The sequence below is a fragment of the Metabacillus fastidiosus NBRC 101226 genome, assembly GCF_001591625.1.
Taxonomy (GTDB): domain Bacteria; phylum Bacillota; class Bacilli; order Bacillales; family Bacillaceae; genus Metabacillus; species Metabacillus fastidiosus.
The window spans coordinates 1-15,741 of sequence record NZ_BCVG01000088.1; the positions used below are offsets into that span (position 1 = coordinate 1).

General features: G+C 35.4%; 16 protein-coding genes and 1 riboswitch. Of the genes, 3 read left to right on the forward strand and 13 right to left on the reverse strand.

What is annotated here, in order from left to right:
* Positions 1-181 precede the first annotated feature (181 nt).
* A complete protein-coding gene (locus BFA01S_RS16690; protein ID WP_066233224.1) occupies positions 182-1,417 on the forward strand; it encodes an ATP-binding protein in 1,236 nt (411 codons plus the stop codon).
* Positions 1,418-1,488: 71 nt separating this feature from the next.
* On the opposite strand, the gene BFA01S_RS16695 is transcribed toward BFA01S_RS16690, so the two are convergent.
* From BFA01S_RS16695 to BFA01S_RS16710, 4 genes are all read right to left on the reverse strand, one after another.
* On the reverse strand, positions 1,489-2,490 hold the full coding sequence (locus BFA01S_RS16695; RefSeq protein WP_066233226.1) for an LLM class flavin-dependent oxidoreductase: 1,002 nt from the start codon (positions 2,488-2,490) through the stop codon (positions 1,489-1,491).
* 506 nt (positions 2,491-2,996) lie between these two features.
* Positions 2,997-4,208: an amidohydrolase gene (locus tag BFA01S_RS16700; protein WP_066233230.1), complete on the reverse strand. Its 1,212-nt coding sequence runs from the start codon at positions 4,206-4,208 to the stop codon at positions 2,997-2,999.
* Positions 4,209-4,248: 40 nt separating this feature from the next.
* Entirely contained in the window at positions 4,249-4,725 is a 477-nt protein-coding gene (locus BFA01S_RS16705) for a DinB family protein (RefSeq protein WP_066233233.1), read from the reverse strand.
* Positions 4,726-4,758: 33 nt separating this feature from the next.
* Complete coding sequence (locus BFA01S_RS16710) at positions 4,759-5,796, reverse strand: aliphatic sulfonate ABC transporter substrate-binding protein (protein ID WP_066233235.1); 1,038 nt, start codon at positions 5,794-5,796, stop codon at positions 4,759-4,761.
* Between the two features lie 117 nt (positions 5,797-5,913).
* On the opposite strand from BFA01S_RS16710, the gene BFA01S_RS16715 reads away from it, so the two are divergent.
* On the forward strand, positions 5,914-6,858 hold the full coding sequence (locus BFA01S_RS16715) for a LysR family transcriptional regulator (protein WP_066233238.1): 945 nt from the start codon (positions 5,914-5,916) through the stop codon (positions 6,856-6,858).
* A gap of 114 nt (positions 6,859-6,972) precedes the next feature.
* On the opposite strand, the gene BFA01S_RS16720 is transcribed toward BFA01S_RS16715, so the two are convergent.
* From BFA01S_RS16720 to BFA01S_RS22510, 4 genes are all read right to left on the reverse strand, one after another.
* The gene (locus BFA01S_RS16720) at positions 6,973-7,749 is read right to left on the reverse strand and encodes an ABC transporter permease (RefSeq protein WP_066233241.1); all 777 of its coding nucleotides are present in this window, start codon (positions 7,747-7,749) and stop codon (positions 6,973-6,975) included.
* Positions 7,750-7,761: 12 nt separating this feature from the next.
* A complete protein-coding gene (locus tag BFA01S_RS16725) occupies positions 7,762-8,769 on the reverse strand; it encodes an Ldh family oxidoreductase (protein ID WP_066233244.1) in 1,008 nt (335 codons plus the stop codon).
* 19 nt (positions 8,770-8,788) lie between these two features.
* Positions 8,789-9,823: an aliphatic sulfonate ABC transporter substrate-binding protein gene (locus tag BFA01S_RS16730; protein ID WP_066233247.1), complete on the reverse strand. Its 1,035-nt coding sequence runs from the start codon at positions 9,821-9,823 to the stop codon at positions 8,789-8,791.
* Positions 9,824-10,074: 251 nt separating this feature from the next.
* Positions 10,075-10,212 (reverse strand): hypothetical protein, encoded by a 138-nt coding sequence (locus BFA01S_RS22510; RefSeq protein ID WP_156483830.1) that lies wholly within the window; start codon positions 10,210-10,212, stop codon positions 10,075-10,077.
* Between the two features lie 157 nt (positions 10,213-10,369).
* On the opposite strand from BFA01S_RS22510, the gene BFA01S_RS16735 reads away from it, so the two are divergent.
* Positions 10,370-10,588 carry a hypothetical protein gene (locus tag BFA01S_RS16735; protein WP_066233248.1) on the forward strand — a complete coding sequence of 73 codons (219 nt, stop codon included), beginning with the start codon at positions 10,370-10,372 and terminating at the stop codon, positions 10,586-10,588.
* 45 nt (positions 10,589-10,633) lie between these two features.
* On the opposite strand, the gene BFA01S_RS16740 is transcribed toward BFA01S_RS16735, so the two are convergent.
* The 5 genes from BFA01S_RS16740 to BFA01S_RS16760 all read right to left on the reverse strand — a co-directional run bounded on the left by BFA01S_RS16740 (position 10,634) and on the right by BFA01S_RS16760 (position 15,492).
* Entirely contained in the window at positions 10,634-11,680 is a 1,047-nt protein-coding gene (locus tag BFA01S_RS16740; protein ID WP_066233251.1) for a DUF389 domain-containing protein, read from the reverse strand.
* A 22-nt stretch (positions 11,681-11,702) separates the two neighbouring features.
* Complete coding sequence (locus BFA01S_RS16745) at positions 11,703-12,464, reverse strand: MATE family efflux transporter (RefSeq protein ID WP_066233254.1); 762 nt, start codon at positions 12,462-12,464, stop codon at positions 11,703-11,705.
* Between the two features lie 100 nt (positions 12,465-12,564).
* On the reverse strand, positions 12,565-12,843 hold the full coding sequence (locus BFA01S_RS22060) for a hypothetical protein (protein WP_082800045.1): 279 nt from the start codon (positions 12,841-12,843) through the stop codon (positions 12,565-12,567).
* Positions 12,844-13,043: 200 nt separating this feature from the next.
* The gene (locus BFA01S_RS16755; protein ID WP_082800046.1) at positions 13,044-14,147 is read right to left on the reverse strand and encodes a GGDEF domain-containing protein; all 1,104 of its coding nucleotides are present in this window, start codon (positions 14,145-14,147) and stop codon (positions 13,044-13,046) included.
* Between the two features lie 58 nt (positions 14,148-14,205).
* Complete coding sequence (locus BFA01S_RS16760; RefSeq protein ID WP_066233263.1) at positions 14,206-15,492, reverse strand: voltage-gated chloride channel family protein; 1,287 nt, start codon at positions 15,490-15,492, stop codon at positions 14,206-14,208.
* Between the two features lie 77 nt (positions 15,493-15,569).
* Positions 15,570-15,629, reverse strand: a riboswitch (Fluoride riboswitch).
* Positions 15,630-15,741: the final 112 nt, after the last annotated feature.

Here is a 15,741-nt window from a genome sequence, read left to right on the forward strand (position 1 = left end):
TGGGAGTCGTACTGCCAGTTAAGGCTGGGATAAAATTTAACATCAGCTTTCTTTCATTGGAAAAATCCGTTTATAAAGTAGTTTATGCTTCCCTATTAACGTTATTATGAATTTCTGATAATATGAATTAGCATGAACTAAGTTATATTATAATAGCAGTTGGTTGAAAGGAAGTTATGCTTTGTTTGAAACATTATTATTAAATTTCCTGTTTTTAATTTTTCCAATCATCGTTTTTCTTATTTTCTTTGAACATAGGCAGCGCAATTACCATAAAATTATTTTTATATTCCTGGCAATCGTTACAATGATCCTTTGCATGACCTTTCCTATTGAGTTAAACATTGGATTTATTTTCGATTTAAGATACATTCCTTTTGTAATTGTTGCTCTTTTTTTAGGATACAGGAAGGCTTTCCCGCTCTATATCGTATTAAATATTTACCGGTTTTATTTAGGCGGAGACGGTGTTCTTCAATCTTTCATTTTTTCAACAATTATATTTATGTTAATACCTTTAATGAGTAGAAAGTTTATTCAGCTTAGCTCCAGAAACAGGGTTTTATTTGCGGCACTAGCTTCCTTCCTTACGATGGGATTTTACTTGTTAACCTTAACTTTCTTTTTCGACAAATTAAATAGGGAATTTTGGATTTTAACATGCCATGCATTAACGACTTATACAGGTATGACAATCATACTGATGATTTTAATAGAGAAAATCGGTATTAATATAAAAAAAAGTGAAAGATTTTTACATTCAGAAAGATTGAATGTTGTCAGTGAATTAGCGGCGAGTGTCTCCCATGAAATAAGAAATCCTCTTACTGTAACGAGCGGTTTTCTGCAAATATTAAATAAATCGACAACGGTCAATCCAGAGGAAAAAAGATATATTGAAATCGCCTTACAGGAATTAAAGCGTGCGGAACAAATTGTCAGCGACTACCTCTCTCTTGCGAAACCACAGTCGGAAAATATGGTTTATTCTAATTTTGAAACGGAAATGGAATATACAAAAAATCTTATTATTCCTTATGCGACGATGCATCAGGTTGATGTACAGTACTATTTCAACAATTCTTTAAATACGAAATATGATAAGAATCAAATTCAGCAATGCCTTATTAATTTATATAAAAATGCCATCGAGGCTATGAAAGGAAAAGGCGGTACTTTATCTCTCGATGTTTCCGAGAAAAAGAAAACGATCGTTATAAAAATTAAAGATACTGGAGTCGGTATGACTAAAGAGGAAATTTCACGCTTAGGCAAGCCTTATTATTCTACGAAAGAAGAAGGAACAGGTCTCGGTATGCTCGTCGTCTACAGTGCAATAGATAAAATTAAAGGTAAAATTGAAGTGAAAAGTGAAAAAGGCAAAGGGACAACATTTGTCATTACTATTCCCGCTTAAATGTATATATAGGAAAACACTTAGCTACAAACAGCTAAGTGTTTTTGTTTACAAAGTAATTAAATCCCTCTCTACCTTCCATCAACAATCTCTTTTAAAATTTCATAAGAACGCTTCTGTTTATAAGGGTCATAAATGTAGGAAACAGCCATAATCTCATCTACATTATATTCTTTCTGGAAATCTATGAGCTGCTGGCGCACAGAATCTTTACTGCCCATTAGAGTGAAACGGGACATAGACTTTGCCATTTCCTTCTCATGCTCGTTCCAAATATAGTCCATGTTTTCAACCGGAGGACTTAGCGGTACTTGAGATCCACGCACGATATTCAGGAAAAACTGCTGCATTGTCGTTGCCTCAAACTCTGCCTCTTCATCGGTTTCTGCTGCAATGACATTGACACATACGATCATATAAGGAGAATCCAGATATTCAGACGGCTTAAACTGATTGCGGTAAATAGAAATTGCCTCAGCCATATGTCTCGGTGCAAAATGAGAAGCAAATACATATGGCAGTCCCAATCTGGCTGCTAAAATAGCAGAATCAGTCGATGATCCTAAAATATAAATTGGAATATTCGTTCCGACACCGGGATAAGCCCTTACATCGCTTTGATTCTCTTCAGGTCCAAAATAAGTAAGCAAAGATTGTACATCCTCAGGAAACGTATACATAGAATCATTTTGAAATCTTCTTAACGCACCAGCTGTTTTCATGTCTGTACCGGGTGCCCTACCTAAACCTAAATCGAGCCTGTCAGGATAAATTGTTTCCATCGTTCCAAATTGTTCGGCTACTACTAAAGGCGAATGATTCGGCAGCATAATTCCACCGGAGCCGACACGAATATGTTCTGTATGTTCTAAGGCGTGTTTAATTAAAATCACTGTCGCAGAACTCGCCAGTCTCGATGTATTATGATGCTCTGCGATCCAATATCTTTTATAGCCCATTTTTTCAGTCGCCTGTGCCAAATCGACCATTTCGTCGATCGCTTGTTTTCCTTCCTGCCCTTTTCGGATGGGAACAAGATTTAAAACGGATACAGGTATTTGTATATTTGCCATATAGATCAACCCTTTCTTCGTAATGCTTTATCTATATAATAAACAATTAGAACGTAAGAAATAAATTTAAATGCTCGGCTGATTTTATATTTTAAGATGATAATAAGCAAAAAAAGCCAATCATTTTGCAGTTAGAATAAATTCACAAAATAAATGGTCTAATCTTCATCGTAATATATGCCGCTAAATTTATTCTTTTTTTCAACTCTAAAAATGTTGAATCCTAAATTACTATTAAGTTTATCAGAAGTTTCTTTTCAATTTTTAAACCTCGGCATTTTGATGGAAATATTCCCGTTATGCTGCATTTTTATATTTGTTTCACGTACACATACAGCTACTTCAGTTTGGAATATCCTGCCCAATTATTATAAAAATAAAAACCAACACTAATAGTATTGGTTTTCTTTTAAATAATTTTATTATCCTTACATATAGCTTTAGAAAAAATCAAGACAGTTAAATAGAATACAGCTATACCTTATTCCAGTTAAAATTTCCTATATTTATTGTTTTACAGCCGATTTTTCATTATTTAGATGCAAATCCAATGTTTTTATGAGCGTCCCGATAAATAATTTAATACCAATCTCAAGGGAATCTTCATCAATATTAAATTTCGGATGATGATGAGGATGAATGATTCCCAGCAATTTATTACCTGCTCCAATATTAAAATAAGTACCTGGGGATTGGTTCTGAAAGGCCGAAAAATCATCAGCCGACATGCTCGGTTTAATTTGATACAACATTTCTGGACCAAATAATTCAATAACTGTTTCTTCTACTATTTGAGTAACTTTTCCATCATTAACTACCGGACGATAACCAAAGTCATATTTCAATTCGAATTCAGCACCGTGTGCCTGAGTAATTCCCTGAATAATTTGTTCCATATATTTCGGGACATGCTGTCTAACTTCTGGATTTATAGAACGCACTGTACCGCATAACTCAATACTTCCCGGAATGACATTATGGGTATCCCCTCCAATGAATTTAGTAACTGATACAACAAGCGGCTCCATCGGATTAACATATCTGGATACTAAATGTTGCAGATTAGTTATTACCTGTGCTCCGATCGCAATTGTATCTACTGTAAGATGAGGCTCAGCTGCATGTCCTCCCTTTCCAAATATCGTAAGATGGAAAGTATCTGGAGATGCCAGCATAGGTCCAGAAACAACTCCTACTTTTCCCACTTCTACTGTAGATTGCAGATGTGCCCCAATAACTAGATCCACATTGTTCATCACCCCGGCAGCGACCATTTCTTCTGCCCCTCCAGGAGGAAGTTCTTCTGCATGCTGGAATAAGAATCGTACTTCTCCTTTAATGAAGGAGTGATATTTTGATAGTATTTTAGCCACTCCAAGAAGCATAGCTGTATGTCCATCATGACCGCATGCATGCATAGCTCCCTTCGTTTTAGAACAATAAGGCAAATCATTCTCCTCTTGAATAGGAAGTGCGTCAATATCAGCACGAAGCGCAATCACTTTTCCAGGACTCTCCCCTACTAATCTTGCCATAACACTTGTTGGCGTCGGTCGTGTTACTAATAGATGATCAAATGATCTAAGTGTATTTTCAATGAATTTTGCTGTTTCATGCTCAGCGAATGACAGTTCAGGATGCTGATGAAGATATCTCCTCCAAGCAACTACTTGATCACGGATATTCTCTGCCTCTTTCAGCAATGTATGGAACACCATTTCTTTCCTCTCCTATTTAAAGAAAATTTATTTTCCTTCTCTAACTTGCAAAATACGAAGTTCTATTACGTTCTATTTGGCTAAGATGTATATCTACATGATTACATATAAATTGATCTATAATATAGGCTATAGAAATCTCTACTTCTCCCTTATAGCCATACTTGAGCCAATCGCTTTCTTCAAGGCTTTTTAACATCAAAGCGTTATAACCGGTGATAGCTTCGTAAGTATCTAATAATTCGAAAATAGAGGCATCAATCAATCGCTGATTCCTAACCCAATCTTCATGTGCAAAAGTCGCTAATGATGTGGCCGGTTCTGAAACTATTTTTCGGATTCGATAGGAATTTACAATATTAGAGTCAATAAGATGAATGACTATTTCATGAATACTCCATTTATCTCGTGCAGGCTTCCATCTGATTAGTTCCTCTGGCAACAATTCCACGCTCTTTCTAAGTTTTATAACTGTTTGTAAATAATTAGAGATTGATAGCTCTCTGTTTGTACTCATCTTCCTTCCTCCCAAAATATAACAATATAGCAGTTATTTCTTCAATGCTTCATCAAGAAAGCTATTATCATAAGCCTTATCAATATCTACTTCTTCTCTAATTGTTCCTAGTTTGTATAAAATATCTGCTGTTGATTGAACAGATTTAGAAATATCTTCAGAGATAGGAGAATTAATATAATGGTTATTTTGGAGAATCATTTTCACCAGTTTTTTATCCATTTTCTTTTCTTCCGCTAAAATATCAGCAGCTTCGTCAATATTATCCGGCAGCCAATCGACAGTCTTTTGATAAACTTTCAAATAAGTTGCTGCCAAATCAGGGTGTTCATGTAGAAACTTATCGCTTCCAATCATTAGGGCAGGTGATAAGAAATTCATCGTTTTCACACTTTCCACTATACGAGCCCTTCCTTCTTCTACTTCAGTAGTTACGTAAGGATCCCAAGTTCCCCATGCATCTACTTTTCCCGTCTGAAATGCTGGAAGTGCTTCAGTAGGCTCCAGTTGAATTAAATTCACATCTGATTCCTTTAAACCGTTTTTCTCTAAGGCTTTGATTAAGAAAATATGTGCTGAAGAGGCTTTAGCGATGGCAATCGTTTTTCCTTTCAAATCAGCAATTGTTTTAATTGGACTGCCAGGCTGGACGATAATACTATTCTGATTTCCTTCAACACCAGTGACAGAGATAGCTTTCATTGGAATTTTGCTAGTGATTCCCGTCACTAAGCTGCCTTCTCCAACAAAGGAGAAATCAACTCGGTTGGAAGCAATTGCTTCCAAAACAGCAGCACTGCTTTGAAATTCGACCCAGTTTACCTCAGCATTTTCTTTTTTAAACTCTTCTTCGAACCATCCTTTGTATTTAGCAATAGTAAGAAGATTCAATCCTCCATTGATTGCAATGTTCACTTTCGTTTTCTCTTTATCCGATTCTTCTTTCACATTAGAAGAGGCACTTGATGAGTTCTTAGTTCCCTCATTAGAGCAAGCTCCAGTAAGAAGCAATCCAATAATCGAAATAATAAGCAGCAGTACTAGTTTGACTTTACGTGTTGTAATATTCATCATATTCTCCCTTTCGTTTATATTAATTATTGTAGATTTTATCATTTCCAAGTAAAATGGTAAAATAACTATGAATTATATATATATGAATAAAAGTCATACAAATGGAGTGTTTATATGAATATTGAGCAATTTGAATACGTTTCCGCTATTGCTAGAACAGGCTCTATTTCCATTGCAACTGAGCAATTACATGTTACCCAAGCTGGAATTAGTAAATCGTTGTTAAATTTAGAGAAAGAACTAGGAATCAAGCTTTTTAACCGATCAAGGCTAGGCTGTTCTCCTACTAGACAGGGAGAAATAGTGATTGAAAAAATCAATGATATCCTTGCAAAAATTGAAGAAATTAAGGAAGAATCCCAAAGGGAAACATCATTACTGCAAGGAGAAGTGCGTTTTTCAGTAGGTCCTAACTTTATGGAGATTTTATCTAAATCTATTGTCTCCTTTAAGAAGGACTATCCGAATGTACGTTTAGAAATTTCCGCTAAAAATTCAGAAGATATAATTCAGGACTTAAAAGAGGACCGAACTGATTTAGGATTAATTTATCTTGATAACCATGAAGAAAAACAAATTAAAGATCTAGAAATGAAGACAATCGTAGAATCAAGAATGATTGTTTGCGTCGGAAAACGTTCTAGTTTAGCATCTAAAAAAGTGTTGACTCCCCAAGATGTGATTAGTCATCCTTTTGTAAATATTGACGGTAATTATTCTAATTGGTATATGCAAAATTTTATAACCAAACATGGACCTTTAAATATCATTTTTACATCCAATAATATAGAACTATTGAAACGCACAATTGCAGAAGGAAATGCTGTTGGGTTTTTTATCGAGTTTAGTATGATTCGAGATCCATTTATTCTAAACGGTGATCTTGTTGCCATTCCTTTTGTCAATCATGAACCTAAAACAATTTCACTTGGCTGGGCACGTAAAAGAAATAAGCATTTTTCCAGAGCACAGAAAGAGTTCCTTAATTATTTGATGAAAGAATATGAAAAATTCAGTAAAGACTTTCTAACTGGTTCCGTTGGAAGAGCTTCAAGATAGTATAGACTGAGAACAGAATTGATGAGTAAACTATTACGTTCACTATAGACAAATAAAGAGACACTCAATAGTGTCTCTTTATTTGTCTTGTTTAATATTTATTCATTTGCTAAATTAGCCGCCATTGTAATTATCTCGCCATTGCAATATCCGATTTTCAAGCTTATGAACAAATGAATCTGTTAGCTTACCGACTAGAGCAAATATAACGATTCCAACAAAAACGACCTCGGTTTGAGCGAATTGTCGAGCGTCTGATACCATATAGCCAACTCCGGCACTGGCACCCATCAGTTCTGCTACAATAAGGCTCAGCCATGCCATTCCAAGGGACAACCGTACACCAAGCAAAATATTTGGCATAGCAGCTGGTAGAATGAGCTTCGTTATTTGCTTAAATCGGCTGAATTCAAGGACACGTGATACATCAAATAATTTAGAGTCTACCCCTCTAATACCAAGAAAAGTATTCAAATAAATAGGGAAAAATGCTCCTTTTGCGATTAACAGTACTTTGGAAAATTCATCAAATCCAAACCATAAAATGAATAGCGGCATAATGGCTAAGTGAGGAACCGTTCTAATCATTTGTAACGTAGGATCTATTGAGTATTCCATTTTCTTCGAAAAACCAACTATTAATCCTGCCAATAACCCAAGACCTCCACCAATTAAAAAACCAAGAGCGGCCCTGTAAATACTAATGGAAAGATTAGATAATAAGACACCATTAGAAGTTAATGAAACAAAGCTTTTGCCAATTTCAAATGGTGTAGGCAACAGCTGTGGCGGCATCAGCTGTAAAGAGCCGATCAATTGCCAAATGATTAGAATACCAATTGGTAATATACTGCCGTATATATATTTTTTATATTTCTTGCTATTACTCATAATATACCTTCTTTAGTTAGTAGGATGACTTTTCGTACGCAATTGCTCATGAAGATAATCGATTACAGATTGATGTAGTTCGATGACTCCTGAATTAAGCGTCTCAATATACCGCTGTTCCGATCGCTGGCCGGGATATGTAATAGTTTGGTTGGGATCAGTAGTCGGGATCTCAGACAATTCTGCTAAAAATGAAGTCACCTGTTCGCGAAAAGAGTCAGCAGTATGACCGAAAATAGAAGGATCAATCAATTGAATAAGTGTACCTCTATTTTTCCCAGGTCCTTTGGTTCCGATCGGAACACGAACGAGTGCACCTCCAAGTATTTCGAAAGCAAGAGCCAGTCCAAAACCTTTATACCCTCCTAGTGGAGACAACCATTTGACTTCGGATGGATCATCGGTAGGCAGGCCATCCTCATTGACTCCCCAATGTGCAGGAATGTTTTTCTTACTGTATTTTGCTAAGGTTAAATGACCCCAAGCACGCTCAGATGTAGCCATGTCAAGAACGAATAAAGGATCTGTATAAGGAATAGCTATACCAATAGGAGTATTGTTCACAGCAGGTGCTTTCCCTCCAGGAGGAGCAACAACACTTGATCCTCCATAAGCAAACACTAAAGTTATTGCTCCTTTTTCTGCTCCATAGCGTGCGATAATTCCTGAACAATTGAATCTCGTAATATCAGAAATACCGATTGTAACAACTTTCCGCTCCGATAAAACCGGTATTGCGCGATCAATTGCCTCACGTGCTACAATATGGCCTAGATCACTATTCCCGTTAACCTGCAGATATGACCCATCTATAGGCAGCGCTTCGTATGTTCCTCTTCCTTCAAAAGCAGCTACAGCGTATTTAAAAAAGGTAAAACCGTGAGAAGATCGTCCTCTTAAATCGGCATCCAGGTAGTCTTCTGTAATAATTTCAGCTTCACGTTCAGTAGCTCCATGTTTCAGCAAGACTTGCTTGCCTAGTTCTCTAAGTTCATCAATTGCAATAGTAGTAGTAGACATTTATATCGCTCCCTTATAATTATTTATTACTTTTAGCGTCTTTGAGGGCTTCATTAATAAATGTGTTATCAACCACCTCGGATGGATCAACAATTTTATTAACAGCCTTCTCATTAAACAAGAATTTTGCTAGCTCTTGTTGAGCTTTCACATATTCATCAGAAACAGGGAGTGTGGCAAAACTAACATTTTTTATGACTGATTCCACTACATTTTCATTAAGTTTTGTACTCTCAGAGTAAATCTTAACAGCTTCATCTAAATTTTCATTTTGCCATATTAAAGTTTTCTCTAATACCTTTAGATAAGCCGTTACTAGTTCTGGATGTTCTTCTGTGAATTTAGTGCGAGCTACATGGAATGCAGGACTGACATAATCGATTGTCGAACCATCGGCTAACACAATTGCTCCATCATCTACTACAGCGGTAGATAGATAAGGTTCTCCTATACTCCAAGCATCAACCGAACCGCTGATAAAAGCTGCTTTTGCTTCATCCGGATTAAGTTGAATAATTTCAACATCCCCTGCTTTTAAACCTGATTTATCTAATAAACGGAACAAAATATCATAGGCAGCTGTCCCTTTAGCAACGGCGATTTTCTTACCTTTTAATTCTTTCAGTTCCTTAACAAAACTATTTTTTGGTAATAATAAGGCAACATTCTTTGATCCTGTACTTCCAATCGCAATTTCTTTGAATGGAATATTTGATATTTGAGCAGTAATAACTGGTGTATTTCCTGTAACAGCCAAATCAAGTCGATTTGTCAGAATAGCATCAAACTGTGGTTGTCCACCCTGTACTTCAACCCAATTAACTTTTGCATTATGTTTTGCAAATTCTTCTTCAAACCATTGTTTTTGCTTTGCTAGTACAAGAGGAGCAATAGCATGCTGAATACCAATATTCACAACAACTTCTTCTTTGGATTGATCAGGTTTTCCCTCTGAGCTCTTAACTGCACTTTCACTTGCTTTACCGCACCCTGTTGCTATAATCAATAAAATACTTATGATAGTGATTAGAGCAGAAAGTTTTACTTTTTTCATTATTATTCAACTTCTTTCTTTTAAATTTAAAACTAATTTACTATATCCAAGTAAACTAGTAAATTAACTATATATTATAGATATATAACTGTAGGTTGTATTAAAAGAGGCATTAATGAGCAACCCTTTTTACTGTTGCTAACGTATGCTAAAAAAACCTCCGTTCCCCTATTTATAGGAAAACGGAGGTTAAGTCAGTTTTAAATCACTATTTCATTATTGCTCAACAATTCTTCTATTGAGTTTTTTACTTATTGTTTAGAATCATCATAATCATAGCGGAATCCGTCTTCCTGAGCGGAAACATCATTTTTTGTCTGCAAATTTTCACCATCATTTTGTAAAACTTGTTTTTCTTCATTGTTTTGCTTATTTTTATCCAAATTCATCTAGGGCAGCCTCCTAAAATTTATTTTTATCTTTTTATTATCCCAAGAAGCTGTCCTTTTATTACTGTGGTCTAAATATGATAATCACTCAATATTTTATACAAAGATGATCCCCTTTTTATTGTGCAAAAAATAAAATTGTAAGGAGAGAACAACAATGGTTGTCATTCAATTTTTTGAAAATAATACATTAGTGTTAAGCCAGTTAGTCAATAATATCCCTGCTGTCGATGAGAATATAAAAATTAAAGGACGAAAAGGAAAAGTTCTAAGTGTGAAGGAAGTAGATGGAAATGTTGTTCATGTACATGTCGCTTTGGAAAAGGTTATTAAAAAGCAGCTGCTCCTAAAGGATGATAAAAAGAGAAGAAGATAGCTATAACTCAAAGAACGCAGGATTCTCTCCTGCGTTCTTTAAATATTATTGTTTTGTCATCACTTGTTTCAATATTTCTTTAAATTTTTCAGACTCATCTACCCGAATTGCTGCCTGATCGTACTTCTTCTTTATTCCCATAAACATTGTTGCTTCTAGTGGATATTTAAATTTAAAAATAACCGTTGGATGTACTGTTTCGAAATCACGCGCGATGAAATCAATTGTATTGTTTGAAAGCTTTCTTTCTAATATTTCACGGTCTTCGATTATTTCTTCAATATCAGTCCATTTTATCTCCATACGCTTCATTAAGCCAAGTGAAACATACATACGGTCACTTTCTATTTGCAGAGGATTCAATCGGACTGCCTGGATATCCCCTAAAAAGAACAGAACAGAATAAATATTAATAATTAATAAAATGATCGACAGAACGAATGATTTATCATGAAGCCACCAGTGAATACCGATCGTTTCAATGACAATCGCATGAATCATCATCATTTGAAATGCGATTAAGCTCGATTTTCTATGCAGTGTGAATGTATTCCCCCCATATTGCGGCTTCTTTTTCCAAGTACAAAAAATATAATAAAACATGAGCATTTCCGAACAAAGAACATGTATAATCGGGTGTTTCTTTGCCTTCTCTTCCACTGCTTGAGAGAAAGAAAACAGAAGCGGCAGGGAACTTGTTTTCACTCTTCCGATAATTTGAGGTAAATATTTAAAAAGTGTCACGAGCAATAAAATTTCAAGTAAAAGAAGTGCGCCCTCTATTAAAAACCCTGCCCAGGTAACCGCTTCAAACGGAGCTAAGTATTCCATTGGAATAATAAATCTTACAGCAATAAGTCCTCCCGCTATTAAAGTAATAATAGCTTTCCAGTTTAGCTTACGCTGCCACGCTAAATATAAAATGGGTGCTATAATTGTTAAATCAATAATACTACCTATGACGACAGCATTTTGGTTTTCCAGCAGCATATTTACTCCAAATGAAGACCTGTATAAAGTGATATTAGAAGCGATTACAAGTATAAGTAAGAAAAGCCATACGATATTAACTGACTGTTTTTTGAGTATCATATTACAACCTCCTAACTAAAGCTTAGTATGGAGGTTCCTCTCCCTCCATAGAGTAGGCTGTGGCAGACTGCCGGTCTACTTCATAAGAAAAGAGTGAAGAACCTTTCTCTGTTCCTTTCGCCCATCTTTCTGTAAAGGTAACGATATATTTCTCTTTTCCAATTTCTTTTACAGATGTTTCCCTTTCAACATTGTAGCCGTTAATTACTCCCGCCCATTTCCCCTCTTTTTTAGGAAACACATCCTGAGGTGTTCCATCAGCAGCAAATTCGATCGCTTCTTCTTTTGTAAAAGGAGGCAGTGTTTCAGAGATGATTTGAAAACAGAGCCACAGTGAGCAAAATAAGAGAACTGGAAAAATAAAAAATCCTCTTATCTTTTTGTGAGCTTCCATCTTGCTGTCTATCCATCTGTCTATGAAAGCATACAATAAAGCAGCAGCCATTCCACTCAGCATTAATAATAATGATGCTTCCGGAAAAATAACCCCATTTACTAAACCGAACAGACCGTGAAGTAAAATGTAGAACCATGTATGATTTATAAACCATTTCTTATGTATATATTCTAATCCTGCTGAAATGATATTTCCATAAATAAGGACGATGGCACCAACATATATACTATAAAGGATAAACATGGAAGAAAATCCCTCACCGAGCTGATAAAGGGGTGACGATCTCATAACAGCTGCCATATAGGCACAAGCTAAGACAATCGCAGTAATAGCTGTCGTAAAAAATGTGGCGGTAATTTTTCTTTTTATTGCATCCTTTATATTCATTTCCCCCTCCTTTCTCCCTTCCTATACTCTTCTATTCTAGTATATAGGAATTTACACTCAAAAAACAAAAAGATACCCTGTAACCAGGGCATCTTTCGTATTAACTATACACAAACATGAAGCAAAAGAAGGCGATTATCCATAATGAAGGAACTAGATTAATAATGGCTGCAAATCGCCTTTTCTTCAATCGGAAAACCCACGCTAAGATAGAACAGATGAGAATAGCAACCGGATATAATGTAATAATTAGAACAAAAGAAGTATTCCATATGCCTATACCGGCGTCAAAGCTCATAAATGACATGCCCCAAATGACAACCCACGGAATCAAAGAAAGTAAATATAATATTTGGCTAATAATAAAATAAGATTTCATACGCTCCTCCATAGTTAAACAGTTTAATAACTTATTTTTTCAGCTAGATAATTATACTAATGAAATAAGATTTTTACGATTTTTTTTTTATAGACAATGTTGTTTTCATCATCCGACAGTGGAAACTTGTGAAGCCATTTATACAACGTTTTAAAATAAAAAGCATGGAAAAAGGATCTTACTCGATCCTTTTTCCATGCTTAAATATAAGAAATGACTCTGTTTCTACCTGAGTGTTTTGCTTTATATAAGCATTTATCCGCCTTTTCCAGCAATTCTTTTGGATTTTGAATGACTCCAGGAAATGTAGCAACCCCAATTGATATTGTAATATTGATTTTTTCAGTTTTAGAAATGAAAAAATCAGCTTCTTCTACTTTCCTTCTTATCTTTTCTGCAATTTTTAGAGCCTGATCGTTTGGACAATCGGGCAATATGAATGAAAATTCTTCCCCTCCGTTTCGAGAGACAATATCAGAGGAGCGAACAGAGTTTTTCAACATCTTTCCCAATTCTTTTAATACAATATCTCCTGCCCCATGACCATATGTGTCATTGATGTTTTTAAAATGGTCGATATCTAATAGTAATAATGATAAATTTTCCTTTTTTTCTTTCGCATCGTTAACAAGAATATTCCAAACAGTATCAAATTGACGGACATTATTTAACCCGGTAAGAAAATCCGTTTGCGCGTGCTCCTTCAATTTTCTGAAATTCTCATTAGACTGGGCAGTATAATTAGCTAGATAATAAATAATAAATCCACTGAGAATGGAGATAATTCCATAATAAATCAAAATACGAAACGATAAGTGTATATCATCAATTAAATAAAGAAATGCTGAATCAACGATCACTATATTAGCAATGTTCATATAGAGAAATTTTTTAAATACAGTAGAGCTGGACTTTTTTATAAATGTGCATGCTGTTATGAGCAAAATGATAATGCCTAGAGCAATAAAAGTAGCTATGCTTATTTCAAATAAAAATATCCTTCCTATCGCAATAATAATTCCCGCTGTTACAGCGCTCGTTAATCCGCCATATATCATCGCAATAATAATCGCAAAAGTCCGCAAATCCATTAATGCTGAATCTGTAATCTGTATGGAAAAAGACATTAATGTTATTCCAAGAATACCGGCAATAAAACCGCCAACTATTTTATTTGTAATGGAAAAAGACATTGGTTTATGTTTAAAAACTTGTCCTAAAATAGACAAAAATGAAATGATTAAAGCCAGGTTAATAATTAAATCACGGTACATTGTATTCACCTCTAACTTGCTCTCAATCATTTTACCTATTATTTTTAAAAAAATGAAGAAAATTTTATGGAGTTCCCTGAATATTTAATTACAATTTATTATTTCTTTTTCTCTGTTTTAATTTTATTGACTGCAATGTTTCATTTTCCTGTAAAACGATAAGTTTATTTTTTGAAACCCCTATTTGCTGTGATGTATAAATGCCGGTATGGCCGGAGAATAAATAGCTGATCAGGCAAACTAAGAACAGATACATTCCAGCTTCTGAACCAAAAAGCTCAATCCCCATTAATAGACAGGCAATTGGTGTATTCGTTGCCCCGCAAAAAACTCCGATAAACCCGAGTGCCGCCAGAAAAGGAATCGATATATGCAGAAGCTCACCTAAGGAACTACCTAATGTCGCTCCAATAACAAATAATGGAGTCACTTCCCCGCCCTGATAGCCTGCACCTAATGTAAGCGAAGTAAATAATAGCTTCGTTATAAATGTGAACGGTGAAACCCCTTCATTAAATGCCTCATCAATAAGCGGAATTCCTAAACCGAGATATTTCCTCGTTCCTATTATATAAACGAGTCCGATAATAATAAGTCCCCCGGCAAAACTTTTGATTACCGGATTCGGCATAATTTTCGTGAATTTTTCTTTCAGCCAATGTGTCAGCTCTGAAAAAAGGGTAGCCGTTAATCCGAATAGAATCGCGGCAATAATAATTTTCACAATAAGAAAAAAAGATAACTCAGGAATAAGTCCAATTTCATAATGATGATGCTGTACTCCCCAAGCTGTCGTTACAATATTGCCAATAAATGCGGCAGCAAATGAAGGGAAAATTGCTTCATAACGGATAAGTCCAATGGCGAGCACTTCCAAACCGAAAACCGTTCCTGCTAAAGGCGTTCCAAATATAGATGCAAAACCACTGCTTATACCGCATATAATAATAATTTTTCGGTCCAGTTCATCCAATTTAAATATTTTCCCGACTGCTTCCGAAAAAGCTCCGCCCATTTGCACGGCTGTTCCTTCCCTTCCAGCCGAGCCGCCAAATAAATGTGTCACAATCGTTCCGAATAAAACTAGCGGTGCCATACGAAAAGGAATACTGCCCTTTGCACCGTGTACTTGTTCAATAAGCAAATTATTCCCCTTTGCTGCATTTAATCCATATTTCCAATAAAGAAAGCTTATGAATGCTCCCCCAAAAGGAAGTAAAAATAAAAACCATGGATATACTTCTCTTGTCTCTGCAGCCCACTCCAGACTAATAAGGAAAAAAGCAGATGCAGACCCTGCTAAAACTCCGACTATCACGGCTAAAACTATCCACTTTATAACATAAATAATAAGAGACTGCTTTATTCTGTTCATTGCTTTCTCCTTTCTCCCATAGTATTTGAAATTCGCCAAAAAAATAGACTCCTCCCAGCATGAATCATTTCAGATCCGTACTGGAAGGAGTCATCAGCTCTCGGCAGTTAATGGCGAACTTCATCACCTATTTTAATGAGGTTATTATACCAATTAAACATGAAATTGCCAATAATTTTATGGCGAATAACGGATAGTAGGATTATTGCTTCATGAGCATAAGGACATATAAAGTGAAACTTCCATCAG

Coding starts and splice junctions, on each gene's coding strand:
- BFA01S_RS16700 (WP_066233230.1), bottom strand. CDS start 4,208: ATGGTGTTCCATACATTGCTGAAAGAGGCAGAGAATATCCGTGATCAA.
- BFA01S_RS16705 (WP_066233233.1), bottom strand. CDS start 4,725: ATGAGTACAAACAGAGAGCTATCAATCTCTAATTATTTACAAACAGTT.
- BFA01S_RS16715 (WP_066233238.1), top strand. CDS start 5,914: ATGAATATTGAGCAATTTGAATACGTTTCCGCTATTGCTAGAACAGGC.
- BFA01S_RS16725 (WP_066233244.1), bottom strand. CDS start 8,769: ATGTCTACTACTACTATTGCAATTGATGAACTTAGAGAACTAGGCAAG.
- BFA01S_RS22510 (WP_156483830.1), bottom strand. CDS start 10,212: ATGAATTTGGATAAAAATAAGCAAAACAATGAAGAAAAACAAGTTTTA.
- BFA01S_RS16735 (WP_066233248.1), top strand. CDS start 10,370: ATGGTTGTCATTCAATTTTTTGAAAATAATACATTAGTGTTAAGCCAG.
- BFA01S_RS16745 (WP_066233254.1), bottom strand. CDS start 12,464: ATGAATATAAAGGATGCAATAAAAAGAAAAATTACCGCCACATTTTTT.
- BFA01S_RS16720 (WP_066233241.1), bottom strand. CDS start 7,749: ATGAGTAATAGCAAGAAATATAAAAAATATATATACGGCAGTATATTA.
- BFA01S_RS16755 (WP_082800046.1), bottom strand. CDS start 14,147: ATGATTGAGAGCAAGTTAGAGGTGAATACAATGTACCGTGATTTAATT.
- BFA01S_RS16730 (WP_066233247.1), bottom strand. CDS start 9,823: ATGAAAAAAGTAAAACTTTCTGCTCTAATCACTATCATAAGTATTTTA.
- BFA01S_RS16740 (WP_066233251.1), bottom strand. CDS start 11,680: ATGATACTCAAAAAACAGTCAGTTAATATCGTATGGCTTTTCTTACTT.
- BFA01S_RS16695 (WP_066233226.1), bottom strand. CDS start 2,490: ATGGCAAATATACAAATACCTGTATCCGTTTTAAATCTTGTTCCCATC.
- BFA01S_RS22060 (WP_082800045.1), bottom strand. CDS start 12,843: ATGAAATCTTATTTTATTATTAGCCAAATATTATATTTACTTTCTTTG.
- BFA01S_RS16760 (WP_066233263.1), bottom strand. CDS start 15,492: ATGAACAGAATAAAGCAGTCTCTTATTATTTATGTTATAAAGTGGATA.
- BFA01S_RS16710 (WP_066233235.1), bottom strand. CDS start 5,796: ATGAATATTACAACACGTAAAGTCAAACTAGTACTGCTGCTTATTATT.